This window comes from Erythrobacter sp. JB1-7 (assembly GCF_057365015.1).
On the sequence record NZ_CP200291.1, the window covers coordinates 2202535 to 2221711 of the forward strand.

The 19177-nt window shown below is 58.9% G+C and carries 22 protein-coding genes; 4 read left to right on the plus strand and 18 right to left on the minus strand.

Annotated features, from left to right (window positions below; all coding sequences use genetic code 11):
- Positions 1–21: 21 nt before the first annotated feature.
- From AC0V6W_RS10745 to AC0V6W_RS10770, 6 genes are all read right to left on the minus strand, one after another.
- Positions 22–543 (minus strand): thioredoxin family protein, encoded by a 522-nt coding sequence (locus AC0V6W_RS10745; RefSeq protein WP_486149861.1) that lies wholly within the window; start codon positions 541–543, stop codon positions 22–24.
- Positions 540–1715 (minus strand): flavodoxin-dependent (E)-4-hydroxy-3-methylbut-2-enyl-diphosphate synthase, encoded by a 1176-nt coding sequence (gene ispG, locus AC0V6W_RS10750; protein ID WP_486149863.1) that lies wholly within the window; start codon positions 1713–1715, stop codon positions 540–542. The genes AC0V6W_RS10745 and ispG overlap by 4 nt, the downstream gene beginning before the upstream one ends.
- Before the next feature lie 168 nt (positions 1716–1883).
- Positions 1884–2540 carry an NrsF family protein gene (locus AC0V6W_RS10755; protein ID WP_486149865.1) on the minus strand — a complete coding sequence of 219 codons (657 nt, stop codon included), beginning with the start codon at positions 2538–2540 and terminating at the stop codon, positions 1884–1886.
- 1 nt (position 2541) lies between these two features.
- On the minus strand, positions 2542–3072 hold the full coding sequence (locus AC0V6W_RS10760; protein ID WP_486149867.1) for a sigma-70 family RNA polymerase sigma factor: 531 nt from the start codon (positions 3070–3072) through the stop codon (positions 2542–2544).
- 13 nt (positions 3073–3085) lie between these two features.
- Positions 3086–3559 carry a DoxX family protein gene (locus tag AC0V6W_RS10765; RefSeq protein WP_486149869.1) on the minus strand — a complete coding sequence of 158 codons (474 nt, stop codon included), beginning with the start codon at positions 3557–3559 and terminating at the stop codon, positions 3086–3088.
- Positions 3560–3633: 74 nt separating this feature from the next.
- Complete coding sequence (locus tag AC0V6W_RS10770) at positions 3634–3915, minus strand: BufA1 family periplasmic bufferin-type metallophore (RefSeq protein ID WP_486149871.1); 282 nt, start codon at positions 3913–3915, stop codon at positions 3634–3636.
- 420 nt (positions 3916–4335) lie between these two features.
- Here AC0V6W_RS10770 and bufB point away from each other — a divergent pair, with 420 nt between their 5' ends.
- From bufB to AC0V6W_RS10785, 3 genes are read left to right on the plus strand one after another with little or no spacing between them, the layout of a single operon-like run.
- Positions 4336–5226, plus strand: coding sequence for an MNIO family bufferin maturase (bufB, locus tag AC0V6W_RS10775; protein WP_486149873.1), 891 nt, complete (start codon positions 4336–4338; stop codon positions 5224–5226).
- Complete coding sequence (locus AC0V6W_RS10780; RefSeq protein ID WP_486149875.1) at positions 5223–6053, plus strand: HvfC/BufC N-terminal domain-containing protein; 831 nt, start codon at positions 5223–5225, stop codon at positions 6051–6053. Before bufB ends, AC0V6W_RS10780 begins: the two co-directional genes overlap by 4 nt.
- A 46-nt stretch (positions 6054–6099) precedes the next feature.
- The gene (locus AC0V6W_RS10785; protein ID WP_486149877.1) at positions 6100–7053 is read left to right on the plus strand and encodes an alpha/beta hydrolase fold domain-containing protein; all 954 of its coding nucleotides are present in this window, start codon (positions 6100–6102) and stop codon (positions 7051–7053) included.
- A 21-nt stretch (positions 7054–7074) separates the two neighbouring features.
- Here the strand turns inward: AC0V6W_RS10785 and AC0V6W_RS10790 are convergent, their stop codons facing one another.
- Together AC0V6W_RS10790 and AC0V6W_RS10795 are read right to left on the minus strand one after the other, a co-directional pair.
- Positions 7075–8025 carry an SDR family NAD(P)-dependent oxidoreductase gene (locus tag AC0V6W_RS10790; protein ID WP_486149879.1) on the minus strand — a complete coding sequence of 317 codons (951 nt, stop codon included), beginning with the start codon at positions 8023–8025 and terminating at the stop codon, positions 7075–7077.
- A gap of 78 nt (positions 8026–8103) precedes the next feature.
- Positions 8104–9267 carry a mechanosensitive ion channel gene (locus AC0V6W_RS10795; protein ID WP_486149881.1) on the minus strand — a complete coding sequence of 388 codons (1164 nt, stop codon included), beginning with the start codon at positions 9265–9267 and terminating at the stop codon, positions 8104–8106.
- A gap of 118 nt (positions 9268–9385) precedes the next feature.
- Between AC0V6W_RS10795 and AC0V6W_RS10800 the strand changes: the two genes are divergently transcribed.
- A complete protein-coding gene (locus tag AC0V6W_RS10800; RefSeq protein WP_486149883.1) occupies positions 9386–10492 on the plus strand; it encodes an isoaspartyl peptidase/L-asparaginase family protein in 1107 nt (368 codons plus the stop codon).
- A gap of 29 nt (positions 10493–10521) precedes the next feature.
- Here the strand turns inward: AC0V6W_RS10800 and AC0V6W_RS10805 are convergent, their stop codons facing one another.
- From AC0V6W_RS10805 to AC0V6W_RS10850, 10 genes are read right to left on the minus strand one after another with little or no spacing between them, the layout of a single operon-like run.
- Positions 10522–11139 (minus strand): serine hydrolase, encoded by a 618-nt coding sequence (locus AC0V6W_RS10805; protein ID WP_486151571.1) that lies wholly within the window; start codon positions 11137–11139, stop codon positions 10522–10524.
- On the minus strand, positions 11031–11504 hold the full coding sequence (locus AC0V6W_RS10810; protein WP_486149885.1) for a hypothetical protein: 474 nt from the start codon (positions 11502–11504) through the stop codon (positions 11031–11033). Before AC0V6W_RS10810 ends, AC0V6W_RS10805 begins: the two co-directional genes overlap by 109 nt.
- Positions 11501–12463, minus strand: coding sequence for an RDD family protein (locus AC0V6W_RS10815; RefSeq protein ID WP_486149887.1), 963 nt, complete (start codon positions 12461–12463; stop codon positions 11501–11503). Before AC0V6W_RS10815 ends, AC0V6W_RS10810 begins: the two co-directional genes overlap by 4 nt.
- Positions 12460–13596 carry a stage II sporulation protein M gene (locus tag AC0V6W_RS10820; RefSeq protein WP_486149889.1) on the minus strand — a complete coding sequence of 379 codons (1137 nt, stop codon included), beginning with the start codon at positions 13594–13596 and terminating at the stop codon, positions 12460–12462. Before AC0V6W_RS10820 ends, AC0V6W_RS10815 begins: the two co-directional genes overlap by 4 nt.
- Positions 13597–13628: 32 nt before the next feature.
- Positions 13629–14990, minus strand: a complete 1362-nt coding sequence (locus tag AC0V6W_RS10825) for a DUF58 domain-containing protein (RefSeq protein WP_486149891.1) — start codon at positions 14988–14990, stop codon at positions 13629–13631.
- Positions 14991–14996: 6 nt separating this feature from the next.
- On the minus strand, positions 14997–15953 hold the full coding sequence (locus AC0V6W_RS10830; RefSeq protein WP_486151573.1) for an AAA family ATPase: 957 nt from the start codon (positions 15951–15953) through the stop codon (positions 14997–14999).
- 2 nt (positions 15954–15955) lie between these two features.
- A complete protein-coding gene (locus AC0V6W_RS10835) occupies positions 15956–17314 on the minus strand; it encodes a DUF4350 domain-containing protein (RefSeq protein WP_486149893.1) in 1359 nt (452 codons plus the stop codon).
- Entirely contained in the window at positions 17311–17751 is a 441-nt protein-coding gene (locus AC0V6W_RS10840) for a hypothetical protein (protein ID WP_486149895.1), read from the minus strand. Before AC0V6W_RS10840 ends, AC0V6W_RS10835 begins: the two co-directional genes overlap by 4 nt.
- Entirely contained in the window at positions 17739–18104 is a 366-nt protein-coding gene (locus AC0V6W_RS10845; protein ID WP_486149897.1) for a hypothetical protein, read from the minus strand. Before AC0V6W_RS10845 ends, AC0V6W_RS10840 begins: the two co-directional genes overlap by 13 nt.
- Before the next feature lie 48 nt (positions 18105–18152).
- Positions 18153–19046: a prephenate dehydratase gene (locus AC0V6W_RS10850; protein WP_486149899.1), complete on the minus strand. Its 894-nt coding sequence runs from the start codon at positions 19044–19046 to the stop codon at positions 18153–18155.
- Between the last annotated feature and the right edge of the window lie 131 nt (positions 19047–19177).

Below are 19177 nucleotides of genomic sequence, written 5' to 3' on the forward strand. Positions count from 1 at the left end.
ACTAATTCCTACCGCCGGCAATCAGGATGTGTTGGCTGGCGCGCCTGCAAGCATGGAAAGCTCATCATAGATCGCGTCTTCTTCGCGGGTGGCCGTATTGCGCCAGCTGGTTGCGGTGTCGGGGTTTAGCAGTGTGCCATCAGCGCTCAGCACGAGCAGGTTGGGCGTGCCGGGCAGATCCTCGAGGCCAAAGCGGCGGGCAATGGCTAGGTTATGGCCATCGCCTGATTGAGGCATGCCGACATTGACATAGACCAGCTCGTAGCGGTCAGCGATCAGCGCTTTGAACCGCTGCGTCCCAAGCCAACCCGCCAAAGCGCGGCTATCATGACACCAGTTTGCGCCCATCACCAACAGCACGCGCTTGCCGTTTTCGCCCGCGCGAGCCAAAGCCGCATCGACATGGGCGTTTGCATCCTCGGATACGGTGTAGGCCTCGGCCTCCGGATAGTCATGCGCCTCGCCGCCAGCGACTTTCGCCAGTGCGACTCCGCCGCCCAGCAGTAGGGCTGCGAGCACTCCGGCTAGCAATGCCTTGATCATTCAGCTGCCTCGGTTGCCGTCTCAGGGGCAGGCGTCTTCTGCTCTTGAGCATGCGGATCGAACGCAACCGCTTCGCCCGCTTCAATCGCGGCGGCTTTGTCTTCGACCAGTTTCACGATGTGATCGAGCATATCCTCATCCTCAATCGCATGCGCTTTCATGCCGGACAGATAGACCATATGCTTGCCATTGCCGCCGCCTGTGAGGCCGATATCGGTCTCGCGCGCTTCGCCCGGGCCATTGACCACGCAGCCCAGCACTGACAGCGACATCGGCGTTTTGATATGCTCAAGGCGCTTTTCCAGCGTTTCCACCGTCCGGATCACGTCGAAACCCTGACGCGAGCACGAGGGGCATGACACTACGCGCACACCGCGCGTGCGCAGGCCCAGGGCTTTGAGCATCTCATAGCCGACCTTGACCTCTTCCTCAGGTTCAGCCGACAGCGATACGCGGATCGTGTCGCCGATCCCTGCCCACAGCAGCGATCCCATGCCGATGGAGGATTTCACCGTTCCCCCGATCAGCCCGCCAGCCTCTGTTATGCCAAGATGCAAGGGGCAATCGACCGCATCGGCAAGGCCGTGATAGGCGGCAACCGCCAGGAACACGTCGGACGCTTTGACGGCAACCTTGAAGTCGTGAAAGTCGTGATCTTGCAGCAGCTTGATGTGATCCAATGCGCTTTCAATCAAGGCTTCGGGGCAGGGCTCTCCGTATTTCTCAAGCAGGTCTTTCTCGAGGCTGCCCGCATTCACCCCGATCCGGATCGCGCAGCCATTGGCTTTGGCGGCGCGGACCACTTCGGCAACCCGGTCCGATGATCCGATATTGCCGGGATTGATGCGCAGGCAGGCGGCGCCGCCATCGGCTGCCTCCAAAGCGCGTTTGTAGTGGAAGTGGATGTCGGCCACCACCGGGATGTTGGCGGCTCGGGTGATGAGCGGGAAGGCGGCTGTTGCCTCTTGGGTGGGGCAAGAGACGCGGATGATGTCGCAGCCCACATCCTCACATCGGCGGATCTGGTCAATCGTTGCCGCCGCATCCTCTGTCGGCGTGTTCGTCATCGTCTGCACCGTGATCGGCGCAAGGCCGCCAACGGGCACATTGCCCACCATGATCTGCCGGCATTCGCGGCGTTCAATCGTGCGCCATGGGCGGATCGCGTTCATACTATTGGCCTTCAACCTGAAGCATGGACCGCATGTTACACGGTCCTGGAAACAAAAAGCGATGGGGCGCGCAAGTCACCCTCACGCGCCTCATATGAAGGCTTTGCTGCAAAATTGCGACCCTGAACATGGCCGCCCATCTACCACAGCGTGCAACGGGTAGGAAACCTACCAGCGGATCAGCGGCGGGACCACAATCCGGCCAATCACGGCGGCAATCGCTACGGGCGCGATGTGCCACAGTCCGACATGCGAGAAAGTGTCGAGCGGGCAGGTGATCCCGTAAGCCAAAGTGCCAAGCGATCCCGCTGCCAGCCCTGCAAGCCAGGAGGAGCGTTCAATCGATACAGGCGCGCCGCGTCTGAGCCACATCACCGATGCAACCAGCACCAAAGCCGCTGCGGCCAGCGAGGCGGTGGTGCACATAAATGCGACCGGATCGTTCAGCCCTTCGGCGGCATGATCGTGGCCTTCGCCAGTTGTCAGACTGATAATCGCGCCCAAAGGCAGAATGGAGAGCATGATCGCACCCCACAGCGGCGCGCTGGCACGCATCCCGATCCGGGGCATGGCGCTCGTTACCATGGCCGCAGTGCTGGCAATGCCAACCACCAGCAGCAATCCATGCGTGATCAGGAAATAGCCCGATGCTTCGCCTGTCAAAAGGCCATCCCACCAATCATAAACGGCGATGGATGCGACAGCGGCAATGACCGCTGCAAACGCAATCAAAGCTGCGCCTTCGGCAGGTTTCACACGTTTCACAGGTGTCAGATCGTCAGCGAGTGCTGCGACCAATGTCTCTGTGCTCGAATACTTTTCCATATCAGTCAGCTTTCTCTACCAAAGAGGCCAGTTTCTTGAGGCCGCGATGGATATTCACTTTCACCAGGCTTTCGCTTTGCCCGGTTTTTTCAGACGCTTCGCGGATCGATAATCCGCCAATTTTAACCAGTTCAATCGCTTCGGCCTGATTGTCAGGCAAGTGTTTGAACAATCTATCAAGACTGACGCGGGCCATGATAACTTCTTCGTCGCTGTCTTCTACCGCATCATCTTCCATCAATTCTGACGCATCGTGTTTGTAAACTTTGCGCAAATGATCGACCCACCGGTACCGCGCAATGGCTGCCAGCCATGGCAGAAAGGCGCGCTTTGGGTCCCATGTGGCGCGCTTTGTATAAAACGCGATGAGAACCTCTTGCACCAGATCATCGATCTGATGAGGGGGCACTCGGCGGCGAAAATACCGCTCCAGCCAAACGCCCACCTCGGTGAGCAGCACATTGGCGGCGGCTTTATCGCCGTCTTGTGCTGCCACCATGAGGCGAGCCAGAGTGGGTTCGTCGGCGATCATGGCCTAAACCCGCTTACCCGGCCTTCGAGGCGAACAATCGGTCAGAAATCCGATCAAGACCAAACAGTCCGCCACCGCGAGAGATCAGCACCAAAGCCAAAGCTATAGGTGTAATCGCCCAACCCCAGAAATGATCCGCTGTCGGGAATACGAAAAACTGGATCACCAAAGTCATAATCATCAACGAAACCGCAGAGAACCGGGTGAAAAGGCCCGCAAACAGCAGCAGCGGGAATGCAAACTCGGCATAGGTTGCCATGGGAACCGCCAGATCGGTTGGGATTGGCAGTCCTGAAAATTCATTTTCGAACAGGAAGTACTGGATCTCGTCGATTTCGAACCACGTGCCTTCAACGACTTTCGTTTTGTACGACCGCCAGAAAATCAGCGCGAGTGCAATGCGTGCAAGCAGCAATCCGACGCTTTCCATAAATTTGCCCGACAAAAAGCCGACCAAACCGCGATACATTGAAATGATGGTGTTCATTGTGTCCTCCTATGCTGCCCTTGGAAAGCGGCGCCAAATTTGCCTGATGCGCCGCTTTCCCGGGCCAATCGGTTTTATCGCTTAAGCGGCTTGAGTGAGCCTTTGCCTTTGGGCGTGCTGATTTTGACGCATGACCCTTTGTCGACATATTTCCAGGCATTGCCCTGCCAGTCGCGAGTCGATGTGCCAGCGCAGCTTGTGCCGGGGCCGGCGGCGCAGTCATTCTTGCCGGCTTTTGAAACGCCGTAGCATTTTTCTTTCGCGCCCTGAGCAGCAACCGGGGTTACGGTGAGGCCAGCGGCGATGCCTGCGGTCAATGCAAGGCCTGCGAAATTGGCGATTGTCTTGGTGTTCATGTGTCGTCTCCTGAATTTCATCTATCTTGCGCTCGGCAAGTGTGCCGCAGCTATTTGGCAATTCGCCGCAATGCCGCGATGGGTTACAAGCAGGTTTCAACTTTTTTGAAATTAGCGCCAATCTGCCCGCGATCGGGCCGTGTTTGGGTCCTTTATTTTTCTTCCTCCGATCCCCCCTTCGATGCCCCCTTTCGATGTTTATGTGTAACGCGTGCAGGGGCAATCGCGAACACTTTATCAGATACCGCGCTGAAGGGCGGCCTTACCTGGCCCTATTTGCGCTGTGTCAGGCAGTCTGGCGGGCTGCCTCTGTTTGCGCCGCGAAACTGACCCCCACCCACACACGGCGCGCACTGGGGCGAGGTATATGACAGGTCCGCCGAGCTGCCGATTTTGCAAAAATGCTGTAAGGACGCCTGCATGACATCTTCATCCCTTACGATTGACCGATTTCACGGCTTCGGTCTGGGTCTGCGATCAGAGCATTACGCCGATTTTCTGGATGCGGCAGATGGGCAGCAGGCGCCTATCAATAAGCAGCCGGTAGATTTTCTCGAAGTGATCAGCGAAAACCATATGACAGATGGCGGCCGGCCTTTGCGCATTCTGGAGGAGGCGCGCGCGCTTTATCCGGTGATCCTGCATGGGGTGTCGATGTCAATCGGTTCGGCTGGCGGACTGGATAAGGATTATCTTGCCCGACTGCGTATGCTGGCGGACCGGATTGAGCCTTTATGGGTGTCTGATCATCTGTGCTGGACCCGCACCAGCGCGCATAACAGCCATGATCTGCTGCCTATGCCATTGACCCAGGCGGCCTTGGATGTGGTGTGCGAAAACATTGATGCAGCCCAAGATGCGCTGGGCCGCGCAATGCTGTTTGAAAACCCGTCAAGCTATCTCACTTTTCCTGGTGATGAGATGGCGGAGTGGGAATTCCTCACTGAAATGACGCGGCGCACGGGGTGCTATCTGCTGCTGGATGTGAACAATATCTATGTCTCCGCTGCCAATCATGGCTTTTCTGCTGGCGATTATCTGGCAGGTCTGCCGCTGGACCGGGTGCGCCAGATCCACCTTGCAGGCCACGATCCGGCGACGGCGGACCGCGATATCATCATCGACACGCATGACCGGGCGGTGGATGATGGCGTGTGGGCGCTGTATGCCAAAGCTCTCGAAATGCTGCGCGGCCCGGTTGCGACCATGATTGAGCGCGATGCCGATATCCCCGCTTTGGGCGAATTGCTGAGCGAATTGGACCGCGCGCGCGGGATCGCGGATCAAGCCGCGATGCTGGAGCCTGCATGAGCCCTTCGGACAACCCCTCCGAAACCACTGGCGACAACCCTGCCGTAAACCTCGCGGAGACACAGGCGGCGTTCATGCGCGCGATTCTGGATGACAGCGCCCCGCTTCCCGAGGGATGGGGCAATTCTCAAGCCGCCGGCATGGGCGTTTATCGCGGCAATTACCGCTCTGCTGTTATGGACGCGATTGCCGCCACCTATGAACGCACGGCGCGCTATGCCGGGGAAGATGCGTTCCGTCAGGCGAGCATTCACCACGCGCTTGCCCATCCGTCTTCGCATTGGACGATTGACCGCGTGGGCGCAGGCTTTGATGCTACCTGCGCAGACCTGTTCGGCGACAATCCCGAAGTGGCTGAGATCGCCTGGCTCGAATGGTCCATGCTCGAAGCATCGCGAGCGGCGGATACAGCGCCTGTCAGCGCGGCGGAGTTTGCCGAGCGATCTCAGCAATTCGGTGATGAGCAATGGGCCGGGCTTTGCCTGCAATTCCTCCCCGGCTCTGCTGCGCGCATCGTGCATTATGACCTTGGCGCGCTGTGGCGATCGCTGGAGGAGGGGAGCGAGGGACCGCCGCAGCTTTCAGGCCCAGCCACGCGCGGCTGTCTGGTGTGGCGCGAGGGGGAGCGGCCCACCTTTCTGATGGTTGATGAGGCACAAGGCCGCGCCTTTGCCGCCATGCGCGATGGCGCGGTTTATGGCGATGTTATCGGATTGATCGCGGGCGAAAATCCTGACGAGGAAGCCATCCAGGCCGCCGCCATGCAGGCAGGCGCGATGCTTGGCGGATGGCTAAGCGAGGGGCTGATCGCGGCATTCAGCGCTTGACTTGATGGCCCCGCGCCTCTCTCCTCGGCGGTGAGAGGGATAATTTATGCTGACCAACACTACATCGCAGGCGCGCACTGATAAAGCGAGCCTGCTGCTCAAAACCGTCAAATGGATCATGTCGCGGCGCAAACGGGTCTTTCCGCACACCGCAGAAGAATTCCGCGCCGATATGGCGACCCGCAAATTGCCGCGCGATGCGGCGATGCCGACAAGTTTTGCGAGCAAATATGATGTGAGCCAGTGGGAAGCAGCCGGCCAGCAGGTCGTGACGCTGCATCCCAAATCGGGGCCGGGTGAATGGCACATGCTCTATTTCCATGGCGGCGGCTTTATTCTGCCAATGTTCAAAGAACACTGGCCGCTGGTCGCTGCGATGATCGATACGTGCGGGGTGAGCGTGACGGTGCCGCTGTATGAAGTGGTTCCCGAAAGCTCGCACAGCGCGCAAGATGCGCTGGCCGATAGCGTGTTTGCAAAATTGTGCGAGGATCACGATCCGGCCAAGATTATCCTCAATGGCGATAGCGCAGGCGGACATATGGCGCTGGCGCTGGCTTTGCGGTTGGCCAAAGCGGGCGGACCAAATGAAGGCAGCGCGCAGCCGGGCAAGCTAGCTCTGTTTGCGCCGTGGCTTGATCTCACCATGAAAGACCCGGCCATCGCTGCGGTAGAGCCGCATGATTTCATGCTCAAAATCGGCACTTTGCGCGAATGCGGCAAAATGTTTGCCGAAACGCGCGATCCGGCAAGCGCTGAATGCAGCCCGCTTTATGCCGCGCCGCAAGACCTCGCCATGCTGCCGCCGACGCGCATCTGGACGGGCCAGCATGATCTGTTCATTGTGGATTCGCGCACATTCGCCGCCCGCCTGAATGAAGTTGGCGTGGATGCGATGCTGTATGAATACGCTCAGGCCCCGCATGTCTTTATGGCGATCACCCCCTGCCGCGAAAGCAAGGATACCCTAAAGCTGCTGAGCGAATTTCTGGCCGAATAGCGGAGGCGTTTTGCGCGCGGATCAGACGGTGAAAACTGTGCCGGTCAGCTCTTCGCTCAGCGACCACAGCTTGTCTGCCGCAGCGCTATCCACCGCATAGCTGCGCACGCCGCCGCGCCTGTTTTCATCATCGATCTGCGCCACATGGCAATCTTCGCAATAGACGCCGCCTTTGCCTTCAAGCTCCTGCGCGGTCGCGGCCCAGCATGATGTGGCCGCGCCTTGCGCTTCGGTTTTCCATTGAAAATCAGGCTCATTCGCAAGGATATTCGCCATCAAACCTTCCTGCATTTTTTCATCCATATGGCGGCCCAAATTGGTGTTGATGCCGCCGGGATGCACCGCGAAAGCATGCACGCCGGAGCTGGCAAAGCGGTTTTCCAGACCCACAGAAAACAGCACATTGGCGGTTTTCGAATGGCCATAGCTTAGGAACGGATCGTATTCGCGATTTTCAAAATTGGGATCATCGAGGTTTACAGGCGCAATCTGGTGGCCCCGGCTCGACAGGTTGATGATACGTTTGTTCGTGCCTGCTTGCACCAGCGGCATCAGCTCTTTGGTCAGCACAAAATGCCCCAGATGATTGGTGCCGAACTGGCTCTCAAATCCATCTTTCGTGTGCGTCAAAGGCGTCGCCATAACGCCTGCATTGTTAATCAGCAGATCAATCGCGTCCATCCGCTCGCGCGCCTGCGCCCCGCAAGCGCGCACGCTGTCCAGCGAGGCGAGGTCGCACGCGATTGTGTCGAGTCGCGCATCAGGGTGCGCCGATTTGATCTCAGCCACGGCCGTATCGAGCGTTTCCTGATTGCGCCCGGCCAGCATCACCTGTGCACCTTTGGCGGCCATGGCGCGCACCGTTTCTTTGCCAAGGCCCGACGTTGCGCCTGTTACAAACACCCGCACTCCGCTTAAATCTTTGCCAGCCAGCACTTCATCGGTGGTTGTCGTCTTGCCAAAACCGCTCACGCATTGTCTCCCAGAAATGATGAGGGGCGCGATAGCATTGCCACCGCGCCCCGTCATGCATTGAAACTGAAAAGCGTGCTATTTCGCTTTATCAAGTTCCTCCAGCTTTTTGGCAGCCCATTCGCGTCCGCCCACTCCAAAGGCGAGAGCGCCTGCGACCGACAGGCCGATAACCAGTGCGCCAAAGCCGATGGTCACGATTTCCTCACCGATGTTCATGTTGTTGAGGCCCATGAACGTGAAGACCAGCATCGCGCCATAGCGGACCACGGAACCGGCCACGCTGCCATCTGTGCCAGCGGAAACCAGTTTGCCCAGCAGATTGGCAATCAGGAAACCGACCCCGATGATAACCGCGCCAAAGGCCACGTTACCGCCAATGGCGAGCACTTGGTTGAGGATGTTGGTGATCTCAGGAAAACCGAGCATCCGTGTGGCGGCAATCGCAAAGAACAAGATGATGCCAACTTGCGCAATGCGGGCAATCGCCGATGATGCTTTGGTACCAGCCGGAAGCAGGCCCATTGCAGCGATCGGTGCATCAACACCCAATCCGCCCAGCACATCGGTGAGCAGGCCCACAACGAAGCGGCTGATAAGATAGCCAATGCCAAGCAGGACACCCGCAGCAATGATGTTGGGAATAGCGCCCATAATCATCCGCAGCATATCGGTTGCCGGACCGGAAATCGCAGCGATATCAAGCACGCCCAGCGCGCCGATGCTGACCGGAATGGCGATCAGCGCATAGATGACAACGCCCAGCGTTTTGGTGATCGTGTCATTGCCTGTCACTTCGTCTGCGCCCGCTTTGTTGGCCCATTTATCAAGGTCCAGCGTTTGCATGGCAGTGACCGCAATATCGCGGACAATCCCTGCGATCATCAAACCGATGAACAAAAGCAGGCCAGCGCTGAAGAGGCGCGGGATATAACCCATGACGGTGTTCAGCAATTCGTTGATCGGGCCAGCGACGCCGCCCAAATTGAGCACGTCGAGAATGGCGAGCAAACCAAACAGCCAGATTAAAAGGCCCACGATCTTGCCGAGCGACATGCCCACGCTTTGACCGGAGCCGGTGCCGCGATTGAGTATCTCAACCTTGTCCACCAATGTGGCAAAAACTTTCTTGGCGATATTCGCCAGAATCCACGTGACGAGTAAAATGCCAAGCGCGAATAAGGCTTTTTGGCCCAAGGCCATGGCCAATTCGCTGTCAAAACTGTATCGTCCAATTTGCATGAATATCCCCTTTTCTTCAATGGTTTGTAAAAACTCTCGCTGAACGGTCAGCGGCGATTTACGTTTTTGTAAACTATTTGGCCCGCGCTGTGGGTTAAACCGTGTAAAGGCTTATGAAATGACATTGATCTGTTCTAAATTTCAGTCACTTGGCGCGTTTGTCGCAGCTTTATTGGGGCTATACGCATTGGGCCTTTCTCCCGCCGCTGCCCAAGATGCTGAGCCGGGCTCTCAGCCAAAATCAGAGCCGCAATGGTCCATCGCAATACATGGCGGTGCTGGCACCATTGCACGAGATACAACCACACCTGCACAGCGCGCCCAATATGAGGCCGCCTTGCAAGAAGCGCTGGATGCAGGCTCTCAGATCCTTCGCGATGGTGGCACATCGGTGGATGCAATCAAGGCGGCGATCGTTTTGCTTGAGGATAACCCATTGTTTAATGCCGGGCGCGGGGCGGTGTTTACCTGGGAAGGGGAGAACGAACTCGACGCATCAATCATGCATGGCCGCGATCGCAGCGCAGGCGCGGTCTCGGGCGTCAAATCGGTAAAAAACCCCATCCTCTTGGCCGACACAGTGCGCACAGACAGCCCGCATGTTTTCCTAAGCGGTGCGGGCGCCGAAGTGTTTGCAGGCGAAAAGGGATTGGAGAGCGCTCCGCCCGAATGGTTCGCGACCGAGGGGCGGTTACAATCGCTTGAGCGAATGAAAGCTGATGCCCTTTCGGCGCTGGATGTGGATATAAAGTTCGGCACAGTGGGCGCGGTGGCGCTCGATCAGCATGGCGATCTGGCTGCGGGCACATCAACGGGCGGGATGACAGGCAAACGCTGGGGCCGGATTGGCGATAGCCCGGTGATCGGAGCGGGCACCTATGCCGATAATCGCAGCTGCGCGCTATCGGCAACGGGATGGGGTGAATATTTCATCCGCGTGGGCGTTGCGCATGAGATTTGCGCAAGACTGCGCATGGAAGTGTCCGGGTGGACGGTTTATGCGCCTGCGAATAGCGACATTGATATCAAAGCTTATACCCAAGGCCGCGCGCAGGAGATCGCGGATTCGGTGATGGCAGAAGTGAAAGCGCTGGGCGGGGATGGCGGGATCATCCTGGTGACCCCTAGCGGCGATGCGCTGTTTAGCTTCAACACAAAGGGCATGTACCGCGGCCGCGCGACCAGCGAGGGTGTGAATGAAGTGGCGATTTTCGGCGAGGAATAGGGCTGGGCGGCTGGGGCCGCTAACCGGCTTCAATCGAAGGGATTGATTTTCGACCAGCGATAATCGCCCAGCACAAAATCCGTCAGCACTTTGCCAATCTGCGCCAAGACCGCCTCTGAAGCAGGGTCCATCCCCTCATGCGTCTCGCGCGCCCGGTAATAGGCGGCAAAAGTAACCGGCGCGCGCGGTTCATCGCCTTTGGGCGGGGCCTCGGCAAAACCGATATCGACATACAGGCTGCCCATACCCGGCCAGATTGATGTCCCTGTCTTATCGCCGCTGACCCAGTCTTGGGGTTTGCCATCGCCGATCCCCGCGCGCACGCGGTTCTTGCCCGTTTGGGTTTCGACCATCCATTGTTTGAGCGTAGCGCGCTCTGCCTCGGGCAAGGCATCGCCATAGATCAGCTTTGCCACCGTGCGCGCCATGGCCGCTGGCGTGGTGGTGTCGCGCATTTCAGTCACCGGCACATTGCCCAGCGCAGGCTCTGTTCTGTCAAGCCTGCTCACATCATCCCCGATAGAGCGCCAGAACCCTGTCAGCGCCGCTGGCCCGCCCAATTCGCGCAGCAGCACATTGGCCGCCGCATTGTCCGAAGTAATCTGTGTCGCGCGGGCAAGCTCGCGCAAAGTTGCCCCTTCGTCCACGCGTTTGGTGGTGAAGGGGAGACCCACATCAGATCATCCTTGCTCCAGAAAACACGCTTGTCCGCATCAATTTCCCCGCTGGCATGCGCGGCGAGCACTTTGGCTGCAAGCGAGAGCTTGAACGAGGAGCAATGGCCAAAGCGGCGATTGCGATTAAGCCCAATGGACTGCCCGCTGCCGGTATCGAACAATTCTGCGCCCAATGTGCCGCCGGCATTGGCTTCGATCAGGCGCAGGCGTGCTTCAATCCGGCCCAGCGGGCTTTGATCAGGCGGCAGGCATCCGGCGAGTGTTCCTGAAAGCCCGAGGGCCAAACCCGATCCAATCGCCGTGCGGCGCGTCAGCTTTGGTCCGCGATTGCTCATGAATATTTGTCCGCTTTGCGTTTGCCAAACCGCATGTCGCCTTCCAGCTTGGCGCGCAATTGGGCATAGAACGCTTCGAGGAAAGCGCGTTCATCCCCGCCGCCTGGATCCCAACCGATCTTGCGGCAGATCGTTTCGTGAACCGCTGCCAGCGCATCGGGTTCGCCATCGCGCAATATCCGCTCCAGCGTCTGCAATTCGCGTTCGCCATAAATGGTCAGCTCTTCATCGCCGAATTCATACCGCGCGCCTGTCACTTCGCTCGTGCCGCTGGCCGCGCCCTGGGTGGATAAGGTTTCAACCAGCTTGGTGCGCGGTGCTTCCACGACCCAGGTGCCCGCAATAATATCGCCTGCGCGCAAAGCATCCTTGTTGAAAAAGGGAAACAGCAGGAACACCGCAAACCAGATGACGGCTGCCCAGATCGTGCCGCCTGTGTCTTCTTCGGCGACATTGATGATCAGCAGCACGATCATGAAAATGACCGGATAGAAAATCTCGATATCGCGCAGCAGATTGCGGGCGATCACCGCTTCGGGAGTAAGCCGCGCGCCGCCATGCGCGGCTACTCTGATGCCAACTGCGCGCTTGCCGAAAGTCGCGCCGCGCGGGCCGAGTTCCTGCGCAAGGAAATAGCCATACCATGCGGTAAAGCTCGCCAGAATGGCGATGATCGAGATAAACTCGCGCGCATTGGATGTGGTGGATGTGTCAACGCCGATATCGGGTTCAAACAGCCCGCCTGCAACTTTCGACAGGATCCAGTAAAACACGATAAGCCCGATCATCAGGATCAGAATATCAAGGATCAACGCGCCTGCCCGCGCGCCGCGCGATGCGACCACGATGGGCACTGCAATGCCTTCTGGCGTTATGAGTGTGCGTTCGCGTTTATTGATACGCCCGCCTGCCTGCCCGGGGGCGGAAAAGCCTGTATCATTCATCGCCGCCGCGCTCATTGATCAGACCTTAGGGCACGCGGGCGATACAGATAGAAATAGGACAGCCAGAAAGCGAGCATGGACCCACCGATCATAAAGCGGTTGGGTGCGCCTTCGACCAATTGGCGGGGAAACGCTTCGAGCAGAGCAGCCGCGACCATCATCAACACCACCCCGATCATCACCACTGCGCCGCGCTGGCCCGCTTCGGACGCGGCCTGAAGGACGCTGCGATTGCCCGGAAACGCCATGGACCGGCCAATATGCAGGCCCGCTGCGCCCGATAGCAGAATGCCGAAAAATTCGGTGGTGCCGTGAACGCTCAGCCAGGCGGCAAATTCCACCTCAAGGCCCTGTCCCGCAAACAGCCACATCATCGCGCCGAGCACCGCAAGGTTGTAAATCAAAAGCAGCAACGTCGGGATGCCGAATGCAAATCCCAATGCAAAGGCAAGGATGCAAACGGCCGCGTTGTTGCTGAACAGGCTGGCGGCAAAAGTCGATAATCCGCCCGCATCCTGTTCCACCGCGAGCGTTCCGGCCAAAGCTTCGCGGCTGGCACCGGGCACGCGCGCATCGAGGAATTGGGTGGGGACGAGGCGGTAATACCATTCCTCATCGCGCACCACCAGCAGCCATCCGACGACCGCGCCTGCCACCATCACGAACAGGGCAATGCACGATTCCAGCCAGATGCCGCGCACTGCCCGGCTCCACCCGCCAAAGAAAAATTCGCGCAGCCAGCCAAACAGCCCTTTGCGCGGGCCATAGACCTGGAACCATGCGCGCTGAACAAGGCTTTCCAGATAGCTGAGCGTGGCCGCATCAAGCGAGGTTTCGCGCGCAACCGAAAGGCTGGAAGCAGCGGTGCGATAAAGGGTGGGCAAAGCCAGCAAATCATCGTCATCGATCCGGCGCAATCCGCCGCTTTCCATGCGGTGGATAATGGTTTCGAGCCGGCGCCAATCACCTTCGCGTTCGAGCCGGAAACGGTCAGAGCGCAAAGCGGCGCTTTCAATATCGGCAGGCGGGGCGATATCGGCTTTGCCGAATAGGCTGGCCAAGCGGCCTTTGGCTTTGGCCGGAGCCGCCGTGTCCTTGGCTGGTGCCTGCGGCGCGGTTTCGCCCGGCTCCAATGGGCGCGCAGCCATTGCGGCCCCTGATGTCGCAGGATTGTTCGCGCTCATCCTATGGCCTCTGAATTCTTGATCATAAAATACCGATCAATCAGTTGATAGCCGATCTGGTTCCACGGTGCCTCGATCACATCAACCCCCATGCGCCGCAGCCTTTGCAGCACAATCGAACGCTGAGTGGCAAGGCTGTCAGCGGTCACGCTGCGGGCCATGGTGGCGATATCGCCGGGCGCTTCTTCGATGATTTCTTCAAGCTCACTATCCGCGATGGTGACGAACAGCACCAGATGTTTGTCCACCAGCCGCCCGATGCTTTCCACCATCAGTTCTGCTGCGGTGGGATCGGTGAAATCGGAGAATAACACGATCAGCGATCGGCGCTGCAATTTGGAAGTCAAAGTGGCCAGCGCGAGCGTGAAATTGGGCTCGACGGGCTCATAATCGAGGCCCGCTGCTGCGCTTTGCAAGCGATGAAACGCGCGCGCATCGCTGATAAATGGCGTCATGATCTGCGGGCGCTGGGCAAAGCCGAAGAGCGACACCCGGTCACTCGATTTAAGCGCGACAAATGCGCAGGTGAGCGCAGCGGTGACTGCGCGGTCAATCCGGGGCATGCCATCAGCCGGTTCGCACATCGCTTGTCCGCAATCAAAAGCGAAAACGATCTGGTTGTTGCGTTCGCTTTCGTTTTCGCGGGCGTAAAGATGGACGTGACGCGCGCTGGCTTTCCAGTCGATCCGGCGGCGATCCATACCCGCTTCATATTCGGTGAGCGATTCAAACTGCGTGCCTTCGCCTCTGATACGGCGAGCAATCAGGCCAGTTTGGGCATCGCGCAGGAATGTCTGCAATTCCTTGCTGCGAACAGGCGAAAGGTCAGGCCAGATGCGGATTTCATCATCAAGCGCGCGGTAGGTGTTGCGCGCGCCAAGGCCCAATGGCCCGGTCCAGCGCAGCCAGGCCCGCGTGATGGGCGCAGTGCCGCGGCGTTCGGGTTTCAGCTCGACCGATCCTGTATCTTCCGGATCATAGGGACCGGGCGCGAGAGTGAAATCGGCGCGGCCCGCCATGCCAAGGCGCGGATCAAATTCCAGCGCTGAACGAACCTGCGAACGCGCGCCGTTTTTGAATGTGGCCGTTACCGTGACAGGGGTTGGCTGGCCCACTTCTGCATCACCGGGCGCGGTGACGTGCCAATTGCCGCATTTGCCCGCCAGCAGCGCATCGCACATGATCAGCACAAACAAAGCCGCCGCCGCGATGGGCGCGACAATCCACAGATCAGGCGTAGTTGCCGCAATCACGACCGCGATGGGCGCAAACCCGGCAATGACCCACGCGGCCCGTTCTGTCGGGACAACCGGGAAAGGCGGCAGCTTTGCCAGAAATGATGGGCGAGAAAGCGCCATGGCCGGTTACCGGGGTGCCTCTGTGCTTTCGACCAGCTCAGCGACCAGAGCCTCGATATCGCGGCCTTCAATCTCGGCGGCGGGGCTCAATGTCAGGCGGTGGCGCAAAACGGGCACGGCGAGCGCTTTGACATCGTCGGGCACGATGTAATCGCGGCCATCCAGCGCAGCACGGGCGCGCGCGGCATTGGCCAGCAGAACAGCGGCGCGCGGGCTGGCACCGACGGACAGTTCGGGATGATCGCGCGTCGCGCGCACCAGCCGCACGACATATTGCGTGATCTCTTCTGCCACAGTCACCTGGTCAAGAGCAGCGCTGGCTGCGACCAGCTTGGCCGCATTCGCCACCGCAGTGACACCCATTTCAGCCGGGCGCTGCGGCCCCTGACGCGATCCGAAACTGGTGACAATGCGCGTTTCTTCAGCTTCATCGGGATAGGGGACCAGCAGTTTGAACAGGAACCTGTCCAATTGCGCCTCTGGCAGGGGATAAACGCCCTGGTTCTCAATCGGGTTCTGGGTTGCGACGACCATGAAACGCTCAGGCAATTGGTGCGTTTCGCCGTCCAGCGTCACGCGGCGTTCTTGCATCGCCTCAAGCAATGCGGCCTGCGTTTTGGGCGGCGTGCGGTTGATTTCATCGGCCAGCAGCAGCTCGCAGAAAATCGGCCCGCGCGTTAGCGTGAACTGGCTCGTTTGAAAGTTGAACAGGTTTGATCCCAGAATATCGCCCGGCAGCAGATCAGGCGTGAACTGGATGCGCCCAAAATCGAGGCCCAAAGCGGTTGAAAAGCTGTTGGCCAGAAACGTCTTGGCGGTGCCCGGGGGGCCTTCGAGCAGGACGTGCCCTTCGCTGATCAAAGCGACCAGCATTTGATCGATGATGGCGTCCTGCCCCACAATCGCTTTGGCGACTTCGGTGCGGATTGCGCCGGCTAAGCTGCGCAATTCGGCTAGGCTCATACTCATTGGGTGGGTGCCTTCTTATTGTGTTTGGATGCTTCTATCTGTTCGACAAGGCTGCCCAGCGATTGGGCGGCGCGCACGATGTCCGATGGTGTTTTGGCATTGCGCAGCCGGGCCGTGCGGTGAGTGAAAGGTTCTTCATCTGGCAAGCGGGTCTGCATCGCGGCATCGATCGCGTCAGGATCAGGCTTTGACAGCGCCAGCGCGCGTGCCATGCGGCGGGCGGACAGGCCGGCATAAGGTTCCGCCAGCAATTTCAACCGGCCCGCGCGCACAATCAGCCCTGCGCCATTGCCCACCAACTGCTTTTTACCAAAGGCGATGTCAGGCCCGCTGGCCGCTGCCGGACCAAACCGCAGAAAAGCGCGCCAACCGACGATGATGATCGCAAGGATCAGGCACAGGGTCGCTGCCAGAAAAGGCGGCCTGAACGCGAGCGTCAACAAGTTCACTGTCCCGCCAAAGCCGTTCAAAGTCATATCAAATGTGACATTGGTGCCCGGACCATAGCCAGCATCCTGAACCAGAGCGAGCGCAGCCGCCGCGCGGTTTTCATCGGCGAGGCCGTAATTGTTCATGAGGTCAGGTTCGACGACGAAAACCACCTCTTCGGTTGAATCGTAATAGTCATCGCTGTTCGGATCATATTGAGGGGTTCCGGCCGTCCCGATGCGCATGGCCAGCACTCTGTCATCAGCAGCAGTGATCAGCGGCTCGTTCGCTCCGTCATCCTCGGCAAAGGCGATGGAGCGTGTTGGCAGATCGCCTTTTAGCGCAAAGCCGCTCCAATCGCTTGCCACATCATTCTGAAGGCTCTCGACCTTGTGCTCAAAAGCGTAAGGATCGGGCAATTCCTCGCTCCATCCGACATTGAATGCCTCGCCCAGTTCAACCCAGCCCCGCTTGAATTTGTCCGCCACGTCATCAGGCAGATTGGGCGGTGGGCGGCGAGCATACCATTTGGGCAGGATGACAAGCGTGGGGCCAATATATTCCCGGTCCTGCAATATCTCGGCGATATCATCGGGGTTCATATAGCTGGGCGGGGTGAGGATCAGCAGGTCATAAGTTTCCAGACCGCTGGGCGAACGCGACTGCGTAACATCGTAATCTTCCGCCTCGAGCAAGCGCACAAGCCCGGCATAACCGTTCAATCCGCGCGCCGCGGCATGGGCTGCGCCATTGTTGTCGCGGTTGCCATCATCGCCGCCCGACAGGAAATACAAAAGCGCCAGAAACGCGGCAAACCCGACAAGGATGACGAAGAGCAGCGTTAACCGGCCAAACGGCGATGCCCCGCGCGCCGATTGGGTGCCGGGATTTGCGGCTGGGCTTGGGGAAGGGCCGGCATTGCTCATGCGCGCGCTCTCCTGCGGCCCGTTTCAGCGCCGCCGATTTTCTCCAGCGCAAATTCGGCATAGGCTGCGCGTGCCGTTTCCCAATCCGCCTGATTGAGCGATCGCAGCGCAAACAGGCTGCGCTCCACCCGCTGGGCAATGGTTGCAAAGGCTTTGCGCGCGGCGTCGGGCAAAGATTGCAGCGAGGCCAGTTCGCGCGCGGTGCTTGATGGCTCAACCCAATCGGGCCGCGCCCGCGCGATCTGCCCAACACTGCGTTGCAGCAGCAAATGGGTCGCCTCATCATAGCGCCCTTCGGCAGCCAGCCTGTCCGCATCTTCGAGCAGTGCGAGGCTTTCCTGACGATCAGGCTGCCATTCGGGTATCTCTTCTTCGGCTTCAGCGTCTTTGGCTTGACGAGCCAGCGGGCCAAATGTGCGCGCGATCAGATACAGCACAAACAGCACAACCGCCCCCAGCAAAACATATTGCAAAACCGGCCAAGCCTGTGCGAGTGCGGTGCCGATGGGGGACAGTAGTTCACCCAGCCAGGCAAAAAACTCCTCCAGCGCTTTTTCAAAAGCGGAAGGTTCGTATGGTTCTGGCGGGGGATTTCGACCGGATCGAACTGGATATCGCCATTATCGCGCACAGCTTCCCAGCTTTCGCGAGTGTCTTCGACGGTTACGTCCGGCAGAGGTTCCGGTTCTTCAACCGAAAGCTCGGGCACGGTGTCATAAGGCGGCTGAACGCTGACGGGCGGATCGCCCCAATCATCGCTTTCGTAAATTGGATCTGCCGCCAAAGTCATGCGATATGGTAGGTGGCACGGTCTAGCGGCGCGCGCAACGCCTTTTGCTCACCCACGTTTGCGAGCGAGCGGATAGGTGCCCAAAATCCGCAATTGCTTGGAATAAAATGAACATTCCTCCAGCGCCCGATCCACCGCAGGATCGCCCGGCGCGCCGATAATGTCGGCATAGAACCGGGTCGCGGAAAAACTTGTGCCCTGTTGGTAGCTTTCCAGCTTGCTCATATTCACCCCATTTGTCGCAAATCCGCCAAGCGCTTTATACAAAGCAGCAGGAATGTTGCGCACCTCGAAAATAAAGGTCGTCATGGTGGCGGTGTTGGGATCGTGCGCCAGAAATGCTGGTTTATTAGCAAGGATGACGAAACGGGTCATATTGTCAGGGCTGTCCTCGACATTGTCCTCGATGATGGAAAGCCCGTACAGTTCAGCTGCAATGGCGGGCGCAATCGCAGCAATAGTCGGATCGTCGCGCTCAGATACAAAAGCGGCAGCGCCTGCCGTATCGGCATAGCTGAGCGGCACGATATCGCGTTCACGCAGAAACTCGCGCGATTGGCCAAGCGCTTGTGGATGGCTGTAGGCGGCTTCGAACGGGCCATTGCCCACCGCCATCAATGCGTGGTGGATCGGCATGAAATATTCGCCCGTAATCGACAGGCCGCTTTCAGGAAGAAGAAAGTGGATATCGGCCACGCGCCCATGCTGGGAATTTTCAATCGGAATAATCGCTTGGCCTGCGCGCCCGTCCTTCACCGCTTCCAAAGCATCGGCAAAACTGAAGCATGGCAGCGGCAAGGCATCGGCTCGGGCTTCGAGCGCGGCGCGGTGCGAATTGGCGCCGGGCGATCCCTGAAAAGCAATCGCACGCGCCGGATCAGCAGCGGCTTTACCGCGCAAATCATCAACAATCGGGAGGGCAGGGCCAGGAAAAGAACGCATGATTATGACGCCTGCTAAAGGGGCTTGCGGGTAACAGCAAGGCTTGGTGCCTCACTAAATTGCAAATATCGCAATGCGTGATGTTCCGATGGGTCTTGCGCCGCGCCAAACGCATGATTATGGGCCGCACG